At 45.4% G+C, this 19,275-nt stretch carries 17 protein-coding genes; 5 read left to right on the plus strand and 12 right to left on the minus strand.

Annotation, left to right across the window (positions count from 1 at the left end; genetic code table 11):
- Positions 1 to 164: 164 nt before the first annotated feature.
- Positions 165 to 722: a GbsR/MarR family transcriptional regulator gene (locus AD710_RS04790; RefSeq protein ID WP_049627423.1), complete on the plus strand. Its 558-nt coding sequence runs from the start codon at positions 165 to 167 to the stop codon at positions 720 to 722.
- Positions 723 to 743: 21 nt separating this feature from the next.
- Here AD710_RS04790 and AD710_RS04795 read toward each other — a convergent pair whose 3' ends face one another.
- A complete protein-coding gene (locus AD710_RS04795) occupies positions 744 to 1,376 on the minus strand; it encodes an NAAT family transporter (protein ID WP_014471043.1) in 633 nt (210 codons plus the stop codon).
- Positions 1,377 to 1,788: 412 nt separating this feature from the next.
- Between AD710_RS04795 and AD710_RS04800 the strand changes: the two genes are divergently transcribed.
- Positions 1,789 to 2,484, plus strand: a complete 696-nt coding sequence (locus tag AD710_RS04800) for a zinc ribbon domain-containing protein (protein ID WP_049627424.1) — start codon at positions 1,789 to 1,791, stop codon at positions 2,482 to 2,484.
- Positions 2,485 to 2,524: 40 nt separating this feature from the next.
- Here AD710_RS04800 and AD710_RS04805 read toward each other — a convergent pair whose 3' ends face one another.
- The gene (locus tag AD710_RS04805; protein WP_049627425.1) at positions 2,525 to 4,303 is read right to left on the minus strand and encodes a zinc ribbon domain-containing protein; all 1,779 of its coding nucleotides are present in this window, start codon (positions 4,301 to 4,303) and stop codon (positions 2,525 to 2,527) included.
- A gap of 132 nt (positions 4,304 to 4,435) precedes the next feature.
- On the opposite strand from AD710_RS04805, the gene AD710_RS04810 reads away from it, so the two are divergent.
- Positions 4,436 to 4,897, plus strand: a complete 462-nt coding sequence (locus tag AD710_RS04810) for a GNAT family N-acetyltransferase (RefSeq protein ID WP_049627426.1) — start codon at positions 4,436 to 4,438, stop codon at positions 4,895 to 4,897.
- A gap of 30 nt (positions 4,898 to 4,927) precedes the next feature.
- Here AD710_RS04810 and eno read toward each other — a convergent pair whose 3' ends face one another.
- The 7 genes from eno to AD710_RS04850 form a co-directional block, all read right to left on the minus strand.
- Positions 4,928 to 6,220, minus strand: coding sequence for a phosphopyruvate hydratase (eno, locus tag AD710_RS04815; RefSeq protein ID WP_007409956.1), 1,293 nt, complete (start codon positions 6,218 to 6,220; stop codon positions 4,928 to 4,930).
- A gap of 28 nt (positions 6,221 to 6,248) precedes the next feature.
- Entirely contained in the window at positions 6,249 to 7,784 is a 1,536-nt protein-coding gene (gene gpmI, locus AD710_RS04820; RefSeq protein ID WP_016937891.1) for a 2,3-bisphosphoglycerate-independent phosphoglycerate mutase, read from the minus strand.
- Positions 7,777 to 8,538, minus strand: coding sequence for a triose-phosphate isomerase (gene tpiA / locus AD710_RS04825; protein ID WP_003151618.1), 762 nt, complete (start codon positions 8,536 to 8,538; stop codon positions 7,777 to 7,779). Before tpiA ends, gpmI begins: the two co-directional genes overlap by 8 nt.
- A gap of 24 nt (positions 8,539 to 8,562) precedes the next feature.
- The gene (locus tag AD710_RS04830; protein WP_016937889.1) at positions 8,563 to 9,747 is read right to left on the minus strand and encodes a phosphoglycerate kinase; all 1,185 of its coding nucleotides are present in this window, start codon (positions 9,745 to 9,747) and stop codon (positions 8,563 to 8,565) included.
- Between the two features lie 320 nt (positions 9,748 to 10,067).
- Positions 10,068 to 11,075, minus strand: a complete 1,008-nt coding sequence (gap, locus tag AD710_RS04840) for a type I glyceraldehyde-3-phosphate dehydrogenase (RefSeq protein ID WP_007409954.1) — start codon at positions 11,073 to 11,075, stop codon at positions 10,068 to 10,070.
- 33 nt (positions 11,076 to 11,108) lie between these two features.
- Positions 11,109 to 12,143 carry a gapA transcriptional regulator CggR gene (gene cggR, locus AD710_RS04845; protein WP_016937886.1) on the minus strand — a complete coding sequence of 345 codons (1,035 nt, stop codon included), beginning with the start codon at positions 12,141 to 12,143 and terminating at the stop codon, positions 11,109 to 11,111.
- A gap of 264 nt (positions 12,144 to 12,407) precedes the next feature.
- Positions 12,408 to 13,802 carry an arabinose-proton symporter AraE gene (locus AD710_RS04850; RefSeq protein ID WP_049627428.1) on the minus strand — a complete coding sequence of 465 codons (1,395 nt, stop codon included), beginning with the start codon at positions 13,800 to 13,802 and terminating at the stop codon, positions 12,408 to 12,410.
- Between the two features lie 225 nt (positions 13,803 to 14,027).
- Here AD710_RS04850 and AD710_RS04855 point away from each other — a divergent pair, with 225 nt between their 5' ends.
- Positions 14,028 to 15,116 carry an arabinose utilization transcriptional regulator AraR gene (locus AD710_RS04855; RefSeq protein WP_049627429.1) on the plus strand — a complete coding sequence of 363 codons (1,089 nt, stop codon included), beginning with the start codon at positions 14,028 to 14,030 and terminating at the stop codon, positions 15,114 to 15,116.
- Positions 15,117 to 15,145: 29 nt separating this feature from the next.
- Here AD710_RS04855 and AD710_RS04860 read toward each other — a convergent pair whose 3' ends face one another.
- Both AD710_RS04860 and AD710_RS04865 read right to left on the minus strand, forming a co-directional pair.
- Entirely contained in the window at positions 15,146 to 16,429 is a 1,284-nt protein-coding gene (locus AD710_RS04860; protein ID WP_049627430.1) for an ATP-binding protein, read from the minus strand.
- 121 nt (positions 16,430 to 16,550) lie between these two features.
- Complete coding sequence (locus AD710_RS04865) at positions 16,551 to 17,555, minus strand: LLM class flavin-dependent oxidoreductase (protein WP_049627431.1); 1,005 nt, start codon at positions 17,553 to 17,555, stop codon at positions 16,551 to 16,553.
- A gap of 320 nt (positions 17,556 to 17,875) precedes the next feature.
- Here AD710_RS04865 and AD710_RS04870 point away from each other — a divergent pair, with 320 nt between their 5' ends.
- Positions 17,876 to 18,280 carry a hypothetical protein gene (locus AD710_RS04870; RefSeq protein ID WP_049627432.1) on the plus strand — a complete coding sequence of 135 codons (405 nt, stop codon included), beginning with the start codon at positions 17,876 to 17,878 and terminating at the stop codon, positions 18,278 to 18,280.
- 31 nt (positions 18,281 to 18,311) lie between these two features.
- On the opposite strand, the gene AD710_RS04875 is transcribed toward AD710_RS04870, so the two are convergent.
- Positions 18,312 to 19,190, minus strand: coding sequence for a LysR family transcriptional regulator (locus tag AD710_RS04875; RefSeq protein WP_049627433.1), 879 nt, complete (start codon positions 19,188 to 19,190; stop codon positions 18,312 to 18,314).
- Positions 19,191 to 19,275 lie beyond the last annotated feature (85 nt).

Below are 19,275 nucleotides of genomic sequence, written 5' to 3' on the forward strand. Positions count from 1 at the left end.
ATTATATATAATACACGTATTATTTGATGTTATCCCGCTGACAACGAGGACGTTCTTACAATCGCTCCGGATAGCTCGCATATCCTGCCGCATCATCTTTTTCAACAACTGTAAAAAATATGATATATTGTCAGCATGAAAAGCCAGTGAAGGGATGATCAGCCGTGGAAAAAAACGCTCTTGATATCATCGGTCAAGCTGAAGAGCATCTCATTGAGAGAATCGCCGAGAATATGCATACATTCGGAATGCCGGCCACACTGGGGCGTGTGCTCGGTATTATTTATATGAACCGAAAGCCGATGACGTTAAATGAGCTGTCAGAGGCGACCGGCATGAGCAAAACGAGGATGAGCCAGGTGGTCCGCGAGATGACCGATGCCAATCTGGCTGAAAAAGTGTTTGAAAAAGGCGTTCGGAAAGACCTTTACGACGTGGAGCGTGATTATCACCAGACGTTTATCTCCCTGTTTACGGCAAATTGGACAAAGGCGGTCAGCAAAAATAAAATGCTGTATAAGAAGCTGAACCGTGAGCTGACTGAGCTTCTGGAATCGGAAAACCTCAGTCCCGAAATTGAAGAAAAAGCCCGTCAGCTTTTGAACGAACTGACGGACTGGCTCCATTATTATGACTGGCTGAGCCGTTTGATAGAATTTTTTGAGAGTGAAGAAGTGTTTCAGCATGTGCCGAAAATAGAAAAAAGCAGCGCCCGCAGATAACCGGGCGCTGCTTTTTTTAAGTCAGGAAACCAATATCGGGAACATGCCTTTCAGACCGGCGCCGATCATGCCGATCGCCACTACCGCCAAAATCAAACCCATCAGCCGGGTAATCACGTTCATTTCGGTTTTCCCGAGCTTGTTGCTGATGAAAGAAGAATAGTGAAAGAAGATGAACGTCATCGCGATGACGGCCGCAATACCGATCAGCACGCTGATGTAATGGAAGATGCCGCCGTGGCCGGCCGACAGACTCATTACCGTCGCAATCGTACCGGGACCGGCGATAATCGGAATCGACAGAGGCGTCACGGAAATATCCGCTTTCTCCTTGCTTTCCCCTTTCTCTTCATGATGAAGGGACTGTACATGTGATTGTTTCGCGTTCAAAAGATTATAAGCGATGCCGAAAATAAAAATACCGCCCGCGATACGCAGGGCATGAATATTAATGTCAAACAGTTTAAAGATCAGATGGCCGAAGATTAAAAATGCCGCCAAGATGATAAACGACAGCACGGACGCCTTGCGTGCGATCGCTGTCCGTTCTTTCTCCGGGTAGCCCTCTGTCAGTGAAAGAAAAATCGGCACGTTTCCGATGGGGTTGGACACTGCAAACAGGGAAATGAAGACATGAATGATAAATGAAAACATGCGTACCTCCTTATGACTTGCCGTTGTGATTTATGTTTTGTTTTCCGCTGTTTCTTATGCATGATTTTTACCCCGGTGCCTGCTTCTTGTAACCTCAGCCGGCCGATCTGGAAACAGAAAAAAACCGCCCTTACAGGACGGTTTTTTCCGTTTGCTATCTCCATAAGCCTTTTCCGAATTTCAACAGCCGATAAAGCATTTTTAATTTTTTTAGCATCAGTTAATTTCCTCTATCACCCTGATCAATACTCTCGTTAAAAATTCTACCATAATGGGTACTTTTTCTCTATTATCAAATAATAGAGAAAGTGAATAGTATATCTTTAGAAATCTCCGTTACATCCGCCCTATTTTCTTTTATAATGTAAATATTGAACAAAATCCCTATATTACATGTAAAAGGAGTTTTAGAATGTATTGTCCTCAATGCGGCCATCATACAGATGGCGGAAAGTTTTGTGAAAAGTGCGGTGCGCCCCAGCCCAACCAGACCGCTTCAGGCCAAATGCAGGCCGGCGCCGCTGCTAAACAGGCTTCAAAGCAATTTGCCTTATTCGTGCTTAATGTTTTAAAGAAACCGTATCAGACATGCAAAACGACAGGCGGTGAACAGCTTGTCAGCAGCATAATCAACATGGTGCTTTTCTGTCTGATAACGCCGATTATGATGTATATTCTCTTATCAGACGGCTTTCGTGACGTCAGTTTTACCGCGGTTGTGATCAAACCGGCGCTTACCTTTGCGATATGTGTATTCTGCCTGTATCTCTTGATTTTTATCGCATTGAAGGCCGGCGGCGCGCAGGTGTCATTTAAAGATTCGCTGTCCAGATTCGGGGCGTTTTTGATTCCGTTTACGGCTATTTTGCTTCTTGCACTCATTTTTATGCTGATGCACACAACCGTTTGCTTTACCATTCTGGCTGTCGGTCTTTTAGGAGCGGCGTTTGCCGTGCCTCCGCTCATGCTGGCGAGCTACCAGCATCAGCTCACGGCTAAAGCGGATATCACTTATGCTGTTATCGTCATCTATTTCATCATTTGCGTAACGTTTCAATTCACGATCAAGCATTACACAAAAGAACTTATGAATTATTTTTTCTTTTAAAAATGAAAACCCCCGCCGCCTGGTTGGCGCGGGGATTTTTTTATTGAATGGATGTTAAATAAATTCTTCCGTCTTTCACAACGCCGCCGTACGTCCAATGATATGTTCTGAGCTTCGGGCTGCCGCCGGCTTTCGTAATATAAAACTCCTCATACGTATGAATCGTCAGATGGGAGCCGTTCTGCGAAAAGCTTTTTACATTCACTTCATTAAATACTTCTGTCGTTCCCTCGCCGTATAGTTTTTTTACCAGTTTTTGCTGATCAGCATACAAAGGGCCTCCCTCTTCCAAATTGCCCGCCATGATGGCGAAATTGTTCAGGCTGACAGCGCTTGATTGGTTTGTCAGGTAATCAACCATAAACGATGTGACTTGTTCATTCGTGAGGCTGCCTGAAGCTGCCTTTCCTTTGGATGACGCCCATGCGGATGTGTAGGTTTTCGGCTGGTCGTTTTTTATTTTTTTCACATTTGCCCCAGAGGAATCTGAGGCTGGATCAGCTTTTTCAAAAACCCATTTTTTATGTTTTGTATCATATGACAGTACATAATGAAAGCTCGGTTCAGCCTCTTCCATATCAGGCTTCGTATCCCCGTCGAAATAAGCAGACTCATGTAGCTCTTTACCTGTAACAGTTACTTGCCAGCGGCCGTTCTCTTGTGAAATCGCAAATGAATCCAGATCAAAGCTTGTCTCTTTATACTGATCCTTCAAAAAAGTGCCGGAACTCTTCATGCCGGAAACCACTTCTTTCGTCTGCTCCTTCCACGCTGAACCAGCCTCGGTCATCTGATCCGTATTTCCGTCTGCCATGGCTTTTGTATACTGCTTCGTTGTTTTGACAATCGTGTCCATGATTGTTTTTTGTGTATCCGGATCGGGAATTAGCGTTAATTCCATATCAGTGCCATTGATCGGAACATCGGCAGTTTTTGTTTCCCCCCAAGGAAAATCAGCCTCCACGGCGGCTGTCATGGAGCCGTCAGTTAAGAGCGGGCCGTATGTAACGGACTTAAAAGGGTCTTTATGGACGGACTTGCCGTTTATCAGCAGATCGCCTTTCGCGTTTTTGAAGCTGTCTGCCGGAGTGAACGTCACATCCTCGGCGTCTAACGGCAGGTCAAACTCAACATTCCGGCTTCCGGCTGCCTCCGCCTCTTGCTTTTTGACAACGTCAACCGTATCATTTTGAAGCTTGGCTTCCGCCGTATAGACACCGGGTGCATACGGGCCGAATGTTTGGGTTTCATCGGCTTTTTTGACCGTACCGGTTTTCTCGCTGTTGATGTAAAGATCGGCGCCTTTATAATTACTTGTGATGCGGAAATAAACTGGATCGACTTTCAGTTCATAATGGTCGAACAAGAGAAGGGTTTTTCCCTCTTTTTTGACGTATACCGCATCTTTTTCAGATGAATTGCCGCGAAGCGATTCCATCAGTTCACCGTGTTTCTTTGCGTATGCAAGGAGCGGTTTGACATTGGTCTCATTCAGCTTCAATTTTTTGTCTGAAGGGGTGAGAAGGGCTGCGAGCTTTTTCGTGTCCCCGTCATGGACCGCCTGTTCGAATTGATCCGTGAGCCTTTTTTCAGATGTCAGCCAGGCTCCGGTTTTATATGCGGCAATCAATAAGATCAGCGCTGCGGCGATGCCTCCCCATAGGAAGAGCGTTTTTTTAGGGATCGGCTTTCTCGGCTGTGATGCGGATTCAGCCGCCTGCCGCTCCAGCCAGCTTCCTTTCCCGATCGGCTTTCCGCATTCTTTACAGAAATGCGCCTCTTCATTATTCTGTCGGCCGCAATATTTACAAAAAAACATGACTTTCCTCCTATTCAATCTGCAAAACTTGTATAACTTTTCCTATGTTTCATATTTTATAATAAAGTAGAATGATTTTGGAGTTATTTTGAAAAAATAGCTGCCGATCACAATGAAGGAGGAGAAACGGACATGCAAAAACTGAGCATCCGAAAAGCGGCAGAGCGGGATGAAGCGCTGTATGAACTATTGCTGCTGGCCGATCCGTCGAGGGAAATTGTCGATGATTATCTTGCCAGAGGCGAATGCTATACGGCTTGGACGTCAGACGAGCTTGCAGGGGTCTTCGTCCTTTTAAAAACAAGACCAAAAACGGTGGAAATCGTCAATATTGCGGTAAACGAATCAATGCAGAACAAAGGCATCGGCAGAAAGCTCTTAGAAGAGGCCGTGAATAAGGCAAAACAAATGGGAGCGGCGACTATTGAAATCGGAACGGGCAACTCCAGTATAGGCCAGCTTGCCCTTTACCAAAAATGCGGCTTCAGACTCCAAGCCATCGACCATGATTTTTTCATCAGGCATTATGAAGAGGAGATTTTCGAAAACGGGATACAGTGCCGCGATATGGTAAGGCTTTATGCAGACATATAAAAAAACCTCCCCTTGGGGAGGTTTTTTCGATTACTTATTCAAGTTATAGAAAGAGTTGATACCGTGGTATTGAGCAGTTTCAGCCAACTGATCTTCGATGCGAAGAAGCTGGTTGTATTTCGCAACACGGTCCGTACGGGACGGAGCACCTGTTTTGATTTGTCCTGCGTTCGTTGCCACAGCGATGTCAGCGATTGTGCTGTCTTCAGTTTCACCAGAACGGTGAGAGATAACAGCAGTGTAGCCTGCGCGTTTCGCCATTTCGATCGCATCGAATGTTTCAGTCAATGTACCGATTTGGTTTACTTTGATCAGGATAGAGTTGCCTACGCCGTTTTTAATACCTTCAGCAAGCTTTTTCGTGTTTGTAACGAAAAGGTCGTCACCGACAAGCTGAACCTTTTTGCCAAGACGCTCTGTAAGAAGTTTGTGGCCTTCCCAGTCGTTTTCGTCAAGTCCGTCTTCGATAGAGATGATTGGGTATTTAGAAACCATTTCTTCATACCAGTCAACCATTTCAGCAGATGTTTTCACAACGCCTTCGCCAGACAGATGGTATTTGCCGTCTTCTTTGTTGTAGAACTCAGAAGATGCAGCATCCATAGCAAGTTTCACTTCTTCGCCAGGTTTGAAGCCGGCTTTTTCGATTGCTTCAACGATTGTTTGAAGCGCTTCTTCGTTAGAACCAAGGTTCGGAGCGAATCCGCCTTCGTCACCTACAGCTGTGTTCATGCCTTTAGCAGAAAGAACTGATTTCAGGCTGTGGAAGATTTGAGCGCCCATGCGAAGCGCTTCACGGAAGTTAGGCGCGCCTACAGGCATAATCATGAATTCTTGAATGTCTACGTTGTTGTCAGCATGCTCTCCGCCGTTTACGATGTTCATCATCGGTACAGGAAGCGTTTTTGAGTTGAAGCCTCCAAGGTACTGATAAAGAGGGATCTGTAAGAAATCAGCAGCTGCGCGCGCACAAGCCATAGATACGCCAAGGATAGCGTTCGCACCGAGTTTGCCTTTGTTTTCAGTTCCATCAAGCTCGATTAAAAGCTGATCGATTGCGTTTTGTTCTGTTACGTCAAAGCCGAGAAGCTCTGGAGAAATGATTTCGTTTACGTTGTTAACAGCAGTTAACACGCCTTTTCCAAGGTAACGGTCTTTGTCGCCGTCACGAAGCTCAACCGCTTCGTATTCGCCTGTAGAAGCTCCGCTTGGCACTAATGCGCGGCCGAAAGCTCCTGTTTCTGTATATACTTCTACTTCAACTGTCGGGTTGCCGCGGGAGTCAAGGACTTCGCGTGCATAAACATCAACAATGTATGGCATGAGTTTTGTCTCTCCTTTTGATTTCAAATTATTTTTGAATTAAAGATGTTCCGGTCATTTCTTTCGGTTTTTCAACACCGAGAAGGTCTAATAACGTTGGTGCGAGGTCGCCTAGGATTCCGCCTTCGCGCAGCGTCACGCCTTCTTTCGTCACAATGACAGGGACTGGATTTGTCGTATGGGCAGTGTGCGGTTCGCCTGATTCTGTAATCAGAATGTCTGCATTACCGTGATCAGCGGTAATGATGGCATGCCCGCCTTTAGCGATGATGGCGTCAACCACTTCGCCTAAGCACTCGTCCACTGCTTCAATTGCTTTAATCGTCGGTTCGACCATTCCGGAGTGGCCGACCATGTCAGGGTTTGCAAAGTTCAGGATGATCGCGTCATGCTTGTCAGCGGCGATTTCTTTTACAAGAGCATCCTTCACTTCATACGCACTCATTTCAGGCTTCAGGTCATATGTCGCGACCTTCGGCGAGTTAATAAGGATGCGCTCTTCGCCCGGGAATTCTTCTTCGCGGCCGCCGCTCATAAAGAACGTAACGTGCGGATACTTTTCAGTTTCTGCAATGCGAAGCTGTTTTAACCCGTGCTGTGCTAATACTTCACCAACCGTATTGTCAAGGTTTACCGGTTTAAAAGCCACATATCCGTCAACAGATTCACTGAAGTGAGTCAGGCAGACGAAATACAGGTTTTTCGGATGATGTTCACCGCGGTCGAAATCGCGGAAATCTTTGTTGGTAAACGTATTCGAAATCTGGATGGCGCGGTCAGGTCTGAAATTATAGAAAATCACAGAATCGCCGTCATGAATTTTCGCAACGGGTTCACCGTTTTCTTTTGTGATGACGGACGGAATGACGAATTCATCATGAATGCCGTTCGCATAAGAATCGTCGACGACATCCATCGCGCTGCGGTAAGACGGGCCTTCGCCGTAAGCCATTGCGCGGTACGCTTTTTCCACACGGTCCCAGCGTTTGTCGCGGTCCATGGAGTAGTAGCGTCCGGAAATGCTGGCGATTTCGCCGACACCGATTTCTTCGATCTGCTCATTCAGCTGCTGAATGTAAGTTTTCGCCGTTTGCGGACCTACATCGCGGCCGTCGAGGAAACCGTGGATATACACCTTCGTCAGCCCTTCACTTTTCGCAAGCTTGAGCAGCGCGAATAAATGATTGATGTGACTGTGTACGCCCCCGTCAGAAAGAAGACCGAACAGGTGCAGCGCTTTGTCGTTGTCTTTCGCGTTTTTGATGGCGTCAAGGAACGTTTGATTGCGTTCGAATTCGCCTTCGCGGATGGCAACGTTCACGCGTGTTAAGCTTTGGTACACAATACGTCCTGCGCCGATATTCAAATGTCCGACTTCAGAGTTCCCCATCTGTCCTTCAGGCAGTCCGACTGCTTCGCCTGATGCCGTCAGCGTCTGATGAGGGTATTGGTTCCAATAACGGTCGAAATTCGGTTTTTTCGCTTGTGCGACTGCATTTCCGACTGTTTCATTGCGTAATCCGAACCCATCAAGAATGATGAGTGCAGCTGGTTTTTTACTCATATTGACCTTCCTCCAATAATTGAACGAATGACTGCGGTTCAAGGCTTGCGCCGCCGACCAAAGCACCGTCAATATCGGACTCTGCCATATATTCTTTAATATTTGCAGGTTTTACGCTGCCGCCGTATTGAATGCGGAGCTTGTCAGCAGTTTCCTGGCTGAAGCTTTCAGCAACAACTTTACGGATATGCGCGCAGACGTCGTTAGCATCTTTCGCTGTAGAAGATTTGCCTGTTCCGATTGCCCAGATTGGCTCGTACGCAATAACGGAAGCAGCAACTTGCTCTTCAGAAAGACCCGCAAGACCTTTTTTCACTTGATCGGCAACAAGATCATTTGTTTTTCCGGCTTCGCGCTCTTCAAGCGTTTCACCTACGCAAATGATCGGCACAATGCCGTGTTTGAAAGCGGCATGCGCTTTTTTGTTAACTGTTTCATCTGTTTCAGCGAACATTTCACGGCGCTCAGAGTGGCCGATGACGCAGTAATCCACGCCAAGGTCTTTCAGAGCGACCGGGCTGATTTCGCCTGTGAACGCACCGTTTTCTTCAAAATGCATGTTTTGGGCGCCGACTTTTAAGTCAGTTCCTTTAACAGCAGAAGTCAGCTTTTCTAAGAAAAGTGCTGGTGCGCAAACAACGGCTTCCGCTTTGTCTGCTGCTGGAATGGAAGATTTCACTTCTTCAACGAAGCTGACAGCCTCGCCGAGTGTTTTGTTCATTTTCCAGTTACCGGCTATAATTGGTTTTCTCATCTGTTCCACTTCCTTATAGCAGTTTTATTTATCGTTCAGTGCAGCTACCCCTGGAAGCTCTTTGCCTTCCATGAATTCAAGGGATGCGCCGCCGCCTGTTGAGATGTGGCTCATTTTGTCAGCAAGGCCGAATTTTTCAACGGCTGCCGCAGAGTCTCCTCCGCCGATGACAGAGTATGTATCATTCGCCTCTGCCAATGCTTCTGCAACCGCTTTTGTGCCTTGAGCGAACAAGTCGATTTCGAATACGCCCATCGGTCCGTTCCACACGACAAGTTTGCTGTTTTTGATAACGTCAGCATACGTTTCGCGTGTTTTCGTACCAATGTCGATGGCTTCTAAATCACTTGGAATCTCAGAGATCGGCACGATTTGAACGTTTGCATCGTTAGAGAAATCATCAGCAACGAGAACGTCTTCCGGCATATAGAATTTAACGCCTTTTTCTTTCGCGCGGTCCATGAATGATTTTGCAAGCTCGATTTTATCTTCTTCAAGAAGAGATTTACCGACTTCATAGCCAAGCGCTTTAACGAATGTGTAAGCAAGACCTCCGCCGATGATCAAGTTGTCCACTTTATCAAGCAGACTTTCGATGACGCCGATTTTGTCTTTTACTTTCGCTCCGCCGATGATTGCCGTAAACGGGCGCTCAGGATTTGTCACGGCTTTGCCGAGAACGTCAAGCTCTTTTTCCATCAGGAATCCTGCAACCGCCGGCAGATGCTCGGCAATTCCGGCTGTAGATGCGTGAGCACGGTGGGCAGCACCGAATGCGTCATTGACATATACATCCGCAAGCTCAGCAAATGCTTTAGCAAGCTCAGGATCATTTTTCTCTTCGCCAGGGTAGAAACGTACGTTTTCCAATACAAGAACGTCTCCGTCCTTCATATCAGAAATTTGTGCTTTTACAGCATCACCGTAAGCTTCATCTGCTTTTTTCACTTCTTTGCCAAGCAGTTCGCCTAAGCGTGCAGCGACAGGAGTTAAACGAAGCTCCTCAACCACTTCGCCTTTCGGGCGGCCTAAGTGGCTCGCAAGAAGGACTTTCGCGCCTTGGTCTGCAAGATGTTTGATTGTCGGAAGCGCAGCACGGATACGAGTATCGTCTGTTACTTCCCCGTCTTTCATTGGAACGTTAAAGTCAACGCGGCAGAATACGACTTTGCCTTTTACGTCGATGTCTTTTACTGTTTTTTTATTCATGCCTTAGGAGATCCTCCTTCAAAATGGTTTGCATAGCACGAAAAACGTGAAACGTGAAACCGCCTTATGATGCTTCCGCCGCGGGGCAGATTGCAGCTTCCGGGCACGGGGCAGATCGTCTTCTGAGCCAGGGCAGGCGGCCAGAAAACGAAAGTGCCGCTGAAACTGCAAAACGCGGACGTTCTGCAGCAATCCGGCGCTTTCTGAAAGCCGGTTCTCATGGAAAAAGGGAAAGGGAGTCCGTCCCCTTCCCTTGTCCGCTTTCATTATAGCGTTTCTGTCCGAAAGAACCAAGTCCGGTCCTTTCCGGGAGCTATGAATTAAAGACCTTGTTTTGCGATGTAAGCTGCAAGGTCAACAACGCGGTTAGAGTAGCCGCTTTCGTTATCGTACCAAGAGATTACTTTTACCATGCTGCCTTCCATAACCATTGTAGAAAGAGCATCGATTGTAGAAGAGTTAGCATTGCCGTTGTAGTCTCCGGATACTAATGGCTCTTCGCTGTAGCCAAGGATTCCTTTAAGATCGCCTTCAGCCGCTTCTTTAAGAGCTGCGTTTACGTCTTCAGCCGTTACGTCTTTGTTAAGTTCAGCAACTAAGTCAACAAGAGAAACGTTTGGAGTCGGCACACGCATTGCTCCGCCGTTCAGTTTGCCTTTTAGTTCAGGAAGAACTAGGGAAACTGCTTTAGCAGCACCAGTTGATGTTGGGATGATGTTTTCAGCTGCTGCACGCGCACGACGGTAGTCTTTGTGCGGAAGATCAAGGATTTGCTGATCATTTGTGTAAGAGTGAACAGTTGTCATCATACCGCGTTTGATGCCGAATTTGTCGTTAAGTACTTTTGCAAACGGCGCAAGGCAGTTTGTTGTGCAAGATGCGTTAGAGATAACATCGTGGTTAGCCGCATCGTATTTATCTTCGTTAACACCCATAACGATTGTGATATCTTCTTCGTTAGCAGGTGCAGAGATGATGACTTTTTTCGCGCCGGCTTCTAAATGTTTCGCAGCGTCTGCGCGTTTTGTGAAGAAACCAGTAGATTCAACTACGATTTCAACGCCTTGTTTGCCCCAGCTGAGTTTCGCAGGATCGCGCTCAGCAGAAACTTCGATTGTTTTGCCGTTAACAACAAGGTTGCTGCCGTCAACTTTAACTTCTGCGTCTAATTTTCCGTGTACGGAATCATATTGTAAAAGATGAGCAAGCATGTTAGCGTCTGTTAAATCGTTAACCGCCACTACCTCAACTTCAGGATTGTTTAATGCTGCGCGGAATACGTTACGTCCAATACGACCAAAACCGTTAATACCGACTTTTACTGCCATGATTATTTCCTCCTTTTAATAAGTGAGAGATATTTATATTGAGGGACTGTTATCCCTTAATAACTTCTTTGCGGCTCCTTCGTCCGTGACGAGAACCGTGTTTCGCTGCTTTTTAAAATAAGCTTCGATTGCTTCTGCTTTTGATGATCCGCCCGCTACCGCGATAATGTCGGGGATGGCATCGAGGTCATCGAGCTGCATTCCGACTGAATGCACCTTGTGAACGACTTCTCCGTCCGCATTAAAGTAGTAGCCGAATGCTTCTGTCACCGCATGATTGTCATCTATTTTCTTCAAATCTTCCAAAGGTGTGTTTCTTCGCTCCGCCATTGTTCTAGCTTCGCCGATTCCGTGAATGAGCATACTCGCTGATTTAATCGTCTGAAGCACCTCTTTTACGGAAGGTTCTTCAATAATAGATGAATAGGCGCCTTGCGACAGCTGTCCGGGAACAAACAAAAGCCGGTAAGTGCCTGAAGCCTTTTCCGCCATATGCGCGCATATGGTGTTCGCCTGGTTTTTCACGTCTTCGCCTAAACCGCCTCTTGCAGGCACAAACAAAAGCTCGCGGTTTTTAGAATCCGGCGTCATCATATCGGCGACGGCTTCAATTGTTGTACCGCCGGTTACAGCGACGATATTTTTGCCTGAAAATCTCTTTTTCATACACGCAACGGCCGCTCTCCCTAATTCTTTTTTGACCCAAGGAGATTGGTCGCTGTCTCCGGAGACGATAATGGCGTCTTTCAGATTAAGCCGCTCTTTTAATGTCTTTTCCAAAAGCGTCAATCCTAAAACATCCTTCATCGTATCTTCCAGAATCGAAAGCAGTGAATAGCCTTCTTCCGTCATTGTCATGCCGTTTGTTTTAATATCAATGAGATTCTGTTCTTTCAAAAACTGAACCTCGCTTCTGAGAACGCGCTCGGTCAATCCGAGACTGGCTGCGAGACTTCTGCGGCCGATCGGTTCGGTAAGCCTGATATACTGCAAGATTTCAAATCTTTTCTGCATGACAAGCAAAAGATCAGGCAATAATTTTTTTTGAGCTTGTATTAACTGGTTCATGACTCAAACGTTCCTTCCTATTCATACTGGACAGAAAATGTCCCGCTATGACAAAAAACGTCCCATCATAGCCAAAAAAAATTATGTCTGCTTTCTTTAATTATTTTAACAGGATGACTTTGTTAATTCAACTGTTAAAGGTCAATTCCTCGACATTCTTCGCAGGATTTACCAGTATCTCCTTGATACAGTCATTATATACAGAAACAGACTGAAGGTGACAGACAAAAGCCCGCCGGAGCGGACTTTTGTCGTAAAACGCTTTCATTTTATCCAGAGTTTTTCTATTTCCTCTAATGATTTATTTTTCGTCTCAGGGCAGATCGTCACGACAAACAAGAAACAGAGAATATTAATGACGGCGAATATCCAGAAAGTGTACGCGAGACCCAGCCCGCTGATCATCATCGGCACGAATTGGCCGATCGCCCAGTTCGCCCCCCACAGGAATATCGTCGCAATACCGGCGGCGCGTGCGCGGAGGTGGTTCGGAAAGATTTCTGAAATCATGATCCACGTAATCGGCCCGACTGAAACGCAGAAAGCGGCGACGAATCCCAATATAATGACGACTAAAGCCGGACCGCTTGCCAGCTGAAAATAAAAGGATGCCCCGATTAAGATCATGAACAGCGCCATAAAGGCTGATCCGACCCCCATCAGCTTTTTCCGGCCAACTTTATCGACTAAAAGAACCGCGATAATGGTGAAAATCACTTCGACGACACCGACGATGCATGTCGTGACAAACCCCGCATTCTGCCCGAAGCCCATCATTTTGAAGATTTCCGGCCCGTAATACGTAATCGCGTTCATGCCGATGACCTGATTGAACAGAGCCAGCAGAATCCCGATCACAAGCGCTTTTCTCAGCCCCGGTTTAAACAGCTGAGACACCGAACCCATTTTTTCTAATTGTAAAGACGTTTCGATTTGTTTGATTTCTTCTTTCGCGGTCTGCTCGCCGTTAATGCGCGTCAGCACGGCGAGAGCTTCATTCCTGCGCCCCGCTTTTGCAAGCCAGCGCGGACTTTCCGGCACGATAAGCAGCACGATAAAAAAGATGACAGACGGAATCATGCCGTAAGCGAGCATCCACCGCCAGCCGGTGTGCACCCCCCATTCATATGAGCCGGACTGCTGGACGGCGAGGTTAATAAAATAAGTGCCGGAGATGCCTAATATCGTAAACAGCTGATACAGTGAGGACAGACTGCCGCGTATGGCCGGAGGAGCGGCTTCGGTAATATAGGTGACAGAAAGCGAGGAGCCCATTCCGATCCCCAGACCGCCGATGACTCTGGCGATAATTAAGGAAGACACACTTTGAGAAAGCGCAGAGACAACCGCTGACACCGCAAACAAAAGGGCCGCTGCCATCAGAACCTTTCTCCGTCCGAAACGGTCACTCAAAAATCCGGAAATACCGACGCCGAAAACACCGCCGATCATAATGCTTGAAATCACGAGTCCTTCCATAAAAGGACTTAAACGGTACAAGTCTTTCAGAAAACCGATGGCGCCGGAAATAACCGCCGTGTCATAACCGTACAAAAGCCCTCCCAGTCCGGCCGCGCATGAGATAAGAATGACAAACCACTTCGAATGCTCCCGAGTGACAGGTACATTTGAGCCAATTGGTGCCGGGTGATTCTTCATGAATTTTTACCCTCCCGCGAATAATAGAATAAAAACGCTTACAAATCAGAGCACTATTACATTTGTACGTACTTATAAAGAATTTTATCTAAAAATAAGGAAAATTAGTACGTACAAATAAAGAATAAGCAGTTTTTCAGAATCTGTCAATTGTTTTTACGACTTGATGAAAGGGCTTACTATGTTATACTGGAATTTGTCCGTATACATTTTGGAGGAATTGATATGCTACCGAAATATGCTCAAGTAAAAGAAGAAATTTGTTCATGGCTGAATCAAGGAAAAATACAGCCTGACCAAAAGCTGCCTACGGAAAATGAGCTGATGCAGCAGTTCGGCGTCAGCCGCCATACCATCAGAAAAGCGATCGGGGATTTGGTCTCGCAGGGGCTGCTGTACAGCGTTCAGGGCGGAGGCACCTTTGTCGCTTCACGCACGGCGAAATCAGCCATGCATTCAAACAAAACGATCGGCGTCATTACAACGTACATATCAGACTATATTTTCCCGAGCATCATCAGGGGAATCGAATCTTATTTAAGCGAACAAGGCTATTCCATGCTGCTGACGAGCACCAACAACAATACAGAAAGTGAACGACGCGGCCTTGAAAACCTGCTGTCTAAAAATATAGACGGGCTGATTGTCGAGCCTACGAAAAGCGCGCTGCAGACGCCCAACATCGGCTATTATCTCAATCTGGAGAAAAACGGCATTCCTTTTGCCATGATTAACGCTTCTTATGCGGAGCTGGCCGCACCGAGCTTTTCCGTCAATGATGTCAAAGGCGGCATGATGGCTTGCGAATACGTCATGTCCCTCGGCCACACGCACATTATGGGAATTTTTAAAGCGGATGACACGCAGGGCGTCAAACGAATGAACGGCTATCTGCAGGCGCATCGGGAGCGCGGAATCTTCCCGTCTCCGGACATGATCGTGACTTACACGACTGAGGAAAAAGAAACCGTGCTTCTCCAAAAGATTAAGGATACCCTTGAGCAAAACAGCGGGTCATACCCGACGGCCATTCTTTGTTATAATGATGAAATTGCGCTGAAGACGATTAATCTTCTCAGAGAATTCGGCTTAAAGGTGCCTGATGACGTGTCAGTCATGGGCTATGATGATTCACATTTCGCCCAGATTTCCGAGGTGAAGCTCACCTCTGTCAAGCACCCGAAATCCATTATGGGGAAAGCGGCGGCAAAATACGTCATCGACTGCTTAGAACATAAAAAACCGAAGCAAGATGACGTCGTGTATGAACCGGAACTCGTCATCCGGAATTCCGTCAGGCGGATCGGCGAATGAAAATGGGCAGATACAATAGTATCTGCCCATCAGTCATTAAATTGAAAACTGAGCTGAAAATCATGAGGTGGAAGAACATCATCTATATTTTCTTTATTAAAATGCTTTAAAATATAATAAAATAACGAATCTGAAATATATAGTCTTTTATCATAGTATGTAAAGACCTTTGGAAAGATATCCTTTTTGGATTGCAATTCATCGAAGTGGTTAAGTACAGAGGTCAGTGCACCATGATTTATTGACTTTTTCTCATGGATTCGGTGAATATTCTCATATAAATACTGAAAAGAAAATCCTCTCCTCGCTATATCTTGATCAGACGTTAACACAATTTTCATTATATAATAGTATAACTTCAGCTTCGCTTTTCTTTCTCCATCTGCAATGTCTTGAATTTTTGTCAGATATTCCTTGCTTACTCTTTTATAATACAGAGCATTACATTCCTTAGCTAATTCAAGACTGTCAAGAACAATGTAATTCTGACTTCTCTTTCTTATCCCACTTTCACGACAATAATCAAAAAGAAGTTGTTGATATACAGCAACTATTTGGCTAGATGCCTCTATAAAATAATTTATTACATTTTCACTAATGTCTATATTCAGCTCTTTACAGCCTCTACTCTTTATCTTCAACAAATCTGTAGTAGACCATTTAGTAGCATCAATATAATCAATTCTTTGAGATAATTCTCCATTGAATTTTTCAAAATAGCCATTTATAATTTTCGTCCCGATTATAATGAATCTTAAGCCACTTTGATAGAACATTTTCAGGTCAAAAGCCAACAGATATTGATCGACTAAATTTAAATAATGAAAGTCATCCAGTACAATAAACTGAATGCCTTTTTCCTTCAGTGATTCAGCCACTCTGACACTTACGGTCTTAGGAAGATCCATTTTCCCTGATTCACTTAATAACTCTTTTTCTGATGAATCTCCGGTCACTTTCGCTTTTAAAAATTGAAATAGATTTGCCTCTACTTGACTATCAATTTTTGAGCACTTTTCAATACTTTTGGAAAAGTTATCAGATATCTCCACGCCGGATTTGTATAAAATTTGTGTGTAAATATCAGCTAAATCAACTCCCTTCGTACAGTCTATCACTATAGTGTTTTCAGCTTTGGTTACATATTTTTTTCTTAATAATGTTTTTCCGACTTTTGTTTCACCATAAATTACGATGTGATGATCCGTTAGTTCAATTTTATCTTGATAATCCTCATCAATTTGTTGTCTATCGACATAACTTTTTAAAACATTCCGCGATATACCAAAAACATCTTTCAAAGAAACATCCAAATCTTTATTCCCTCCCTACGTTTCAAGAAAATTTTTCTAATAAATGATACCACAATAGTATGAAATTTCATATTATTATACAAAAACAGGCAGCACACTATAAAGAGTGTGCTGCCTGTTTTTATCTTTTTAATTCGGCGATGATTTCAAACGACCGCATTCTGTCGGCATGCTCAAAGCTTTCTGAATTCACCATGATTTCATCGGCCTGTGTTGTCTGGATGAAGTTTTCCAGCTTTTCCTTCACACGCTCCGGTCCGCCGACGATCGTTGAACTGAGCTGTTCATTGACCATCGCTTTTTCATACGGCGACCAGATTTGATCCATGTCTTCAACAGGGGGCTTCAACTGGTTCGGCGTGCCGCGGACGAGGTCTAAAAATCTTTGATAATGCGATGTCGCCAGATGCTCCGCCTTTTCATCCGTGTCCGCGGCAATGACGGTGACGCCGACCATCGCGTACGGTTTATCCAGTACGTCTGACGGACGGAAGGAGCTTCGGTACAGCTCAAGAGCCGGCACGGTGTTTTTCGGTGAGAAATGAGCCGCAAAGGCGAACGGAAGCCCGAGCTCTCCGGCAAGGCGTGCGCTGAAGCCGCTTGAGCCCAGAAGCCAGATCGGCACGTCCAGCCCTTCGCCCGGAATGGCGCGGACTTGATTGCGCACATTGCCTGTCGGTTTGAAGTAATTTCTCAATTCTTCAAGCTGATCCGGAAAATCTTCCCCGCTGTTTATGTTTCTTCTTAAGGCTCTTGCCGTTAATTGGTCGGTTCCCGGCGCACGTCCGAGTCCGAGGTCAATCCGCCCTGGATATAACGTTTCAAGGGTTCCGAATTGCTCCGCGATTATAAGTGACGAATGATTCGGCAGCATAATGCCGCCTGAACCGACGCGGATTTTTTTCGTGCCGCCGGCGATGTGGCCGATCAGCACTGACGTTGCCGAGCTGGCGACGCCTTCTATATTATGATGCTCCGCCAGCCAATAGCGGTTATAGCCCCACTCCTCGGCGCGGCGCGCTAAATCCATGCTGTTGCGGAACGATTCAGCAACCGTTCCCCCCTGTACGACCGGCGATAAATTCAATACGGAAAACGCAGTATCTTTCAATGTATGTTCAGCCATCGTTTTCTCCTTTATGGTTTAGTGTAAGCAGATCTTAAACAAGGTCTCTACCACCCACCTTACCACAGCTTATCACGTGAGTTAAACAATTTGATTCGATGATCTTCGAACAATCATATTCCCCACTAATATAGTACAAATGTAATAGTTTCATTCTAATAATCATTTACAAAAACAAATCATAGCATTACGAATAAAGAGGTCCGCTTTAGTTTTCAACTATAAATCAACCATAAAATAACAATAGAAAACTTGAATGCATAAAAACATTATGCTATATTATGGTTTATATTGAAAAATGATAAATAGGAGGATATAATTTGAAAAAATCTATTTTAATTACTGTTGTTACTTCTTTGTTAGTAACATTTATTATTTTCACTGGTAGCATTAGTGCTCTCGCTGCAGATTTTTGGTCTGGCGATCAACAAAATTTAAATGTAACAGGATTTACTGATGCCTCTTACTATACTAAAAAAGCAAAAACCGTTGACTTTACTCTATCATCACCCTATCCGGGAGACCATACAAATAAAGGAAACCTATACTTGCAACGAAAGTCAGGTAATAAATGGACGACTTGCAAAAAGACAAGCTTCGCTTTCGTAGATCATGTAACTAAGTCATTCTCTTTAAAAGGGTGCAAGACAGGTTATTATCGTGTGAAAGCCACTTTTAATACAAAAGTTACAAATACGACAAACTCTTTTAAAATTAACCGATAAGATTCAGGGCCCTAAGATGATTAGGGTCTTTTTATTCATTCTTTGTGAGTTCCTGCGCGATTTGAATAAAAAGTTTTGCCGCCAATGAAGCTTCCTTTACGGAAGGAACGGCAAGCAGAACATCGCGGTACACCGCCTGATTCAGATCTCTCGTCACGACATTGTCCGGCAGCGATATTCCCGACATAGACATTTGTGATAATATCGCGATTCCCAGCCCTTCTTTAATCATGCTGATGGACGTATTGACGTTGTAAACAGTGAATGCGGCAGTCAGCACAGATCCTGCCTCCCTAAACATATCAATAAGCGGTGATTCGTACCCTCCGTCACAGATGATCATCGGCTGGCAGTCAAGGTCTTTCAGAGTGATTGACTCACAGCTGCAAAGCGGATGATCATTTCTAAGCACGACGGCCATTTTATCTTTTTTCAGCGGCAGATATTCCATGTCTTCCGTAGGAAAAAGAGTGATACCTGCGTCTATTACCCGGGAGCGGAGCCATTCCTTTACTTCGTTGACCGTTCCTTCGTGAAGCACCAATTCAAGCTTCGGATACCGCTTTTTAAACATGCTGATCAGCTTTGGAATGAAATAAGCGGAAGCGGCCGGAAATGTGCCGACGTGAATCGTTCCCTGTTCAAGCCCTCTTTCCGCGGCCGCCAGCTGTTCGGCTTTTTCTATGCCTTTGAGCACCTCTCTGATATGGACGAGAATTTTTCCGCCCGTGTCCGTGAGCCTTACGCCGTTGCGGCGCTCGCGGATGATAAGCTTAATGCCGAGCTCTGACTCAAGCGCCGAGATGGCATGGCTGACGGCGGGCTGCGTCATATTCAGCGCCAGCCCCGCTTTTGTAAAACTTCCCGTTTCAGCGATTTGAACAAAAACCCGCAGTTGTGTAATCGTCATAACGTTTTACTTATGCTCCTTATAAAAAAGATTCATTTTATTTATCTTGCTGATTACCGTATCATATGATGGAATTGTTCTACAA

The sequence above is a fragment of the Bacillus sp. JFL15 genome, from assembly GCF_001184225.1.
GTDB lineage: Bacteria > Bacillota > Bacilli > Bacillales > Bacillaceae > Bacillus > Bacillus siamensis.